The organism is Pediococcus damnosus (genome assembly GCF_001437255.1).
Classification (GTDB): Bacteria; Bacillota; Bacilli; order Lactobacillales; family Lactobacillaceae; genus Pediococcus; species Pediococcus damnosus.
In genome coordinates, this window is the sequence record NZ_JQBD01000155.1 from 1 (window position 1) to 1,697 (window position 1,697).

Annotated in this window: 1 protein-coding gene; it reads left to right on the plus strand. The window is 37.6% G+C overall.

The window, feature by feature from the left end:
- The first annotated feature begins 168 nt into the window (after positions 1 to 168).
- The gene (locus IV84_RS10355; RefSeq protein WP_056986622.1) at positions 169 to 1,479 is read left to right on the plus strand and encodes an IS1380 family transposase; all 1,311 of its coding nucleotides are present in this window, start codon (positions 169 to 171) and stop codon (positions 1,477 to 1,479) included.
- Positions 1,480 to 1,697: the final 218 nt, after the last annotated feature.

Sequence of the window (1,697 nt, forward strand, 5' to 3'; positions counted from 1 at the left end):
CCTGAAATATTCATAGTAAAGGACCCAACGTCAGTGAATTACCACAGTCACTGACGTTGGGTCCTTTTTTATTTGCACCTTTTGGGTGCGCAAATTTTGTATGCAAAGAGCTCCCTTTTCTGATATAGTTATTATCGCTAAAAAAGAACCATCAGAAGGAGAGCTCCTATGACAACTTTACAGGAAAAGCAAGTCCATTTCAATTCTAAATTACATATTTCTCACACTGGTGGTGAACTTTCCAGTGATGCAGGCTTAGTGCTCATCAAAGAGATCATGCATAAACTTGATTTCGCAAACCTTGCTGAAAAACTAGTTTCATTTAAAGACCAGCGACGCTATTACCAGCACAGTAATGTTAGTCTAATGGAACAGCTATTATTACAGAAGATTGCTGGCTACGCCACCGATCAGGTTGCTACCAGTTTGCGTTTTGATCCTATTTTTAAATTGCTACTTGATAAACCTGCTATAGCTTCGCAAGCTTCTATTTCGCGATTTTGGCAACGTTTTGATGAAAAATCTGTCGCTTCTTTACAAGTGTTAAACCAGACTCTGCTTGACCGAGGACGCCTGACTACTAATCAAACGGAACTAATCATTGACGTTGATTCGACTCATTCTGATACCTTCGGTAATCAAGAAAGCAGTGATTTCAATGCTCACTATCAAACGAACGGCTTTCATCCATTGGTTGCTTTCGATGGTCAAAATGAAGCTTTTTTAGCGGCCCAATTGCGACCAGGCAATGTTTATACCAGTAAGGAAATCCGTCCATTTTTAAAACCTCTATTACAACACTATCAAAATAGTCTGCCTTGTACTGAAATCCTGGTTCGTGGAGATAGTGGCTTTGCCACACCAGAACTCTATGATACTTGTGAAGAAAACAAGGCATTTTATTTGGTACGTTTAAAAGCTAACCGCCGATTGCGTGATTTGGCTGAGGGCTATGTACGAATTGACGATAAACAACAATGGGATCAAACCGAGATTCACTATTATTCGGCTAAATATCAAGCTGGTTCTTGGAATCAACCTCGCCAAATCTATATTAAATCAACGCGTGAAGTTGGTGAATTACTCTTTAATCATGAATATGTGCTTACCAACTTAACCAAATTAACACCGGAAACAGCCTTCGAATTATATCAACATCGTGGTCAAATGGAAAATGATATTAAAGAAGCCAAAGAGGGTTTCTTTTTCGACAAAACTAACAGTACCGGTTTTATTGAAAATCATGCACGGATGATGCTGAGTGTCTTAGCTTATAATTTAGTAAGTCTCTTCAAACAACTATGCTTACCACCGCAACACGTCAGTGTGCGTGTTGGAACGCTCCGTCTTTGGCTGTTTAAAATTGCAGGAAAGTTAGTTCGAAGTGGTCGAAAACTATATTTAAAATTAAGTAGTTCGCACGTTTACCAAAAACTGTTCTATCAGGTATTGGCCAAGATTCAACAATTACATTGGTAACTATCGAATTGTGTCAAATTAATCAAAATTTTCAAAATAGCTCTTAATGAGTTTATTTGGAGTACATAAATTTTGACCTGCACATCACTTTCGATTTAAAAACTTGCTATTTCCTTGTTGTAGAAGCCCCAAAGTTAAACCCATTAAAAAAAATAGCCCTTGCAAGGGCTATTTTTTAAATACATAAGCATTATATTTCGATCTATGAATATTTCAGG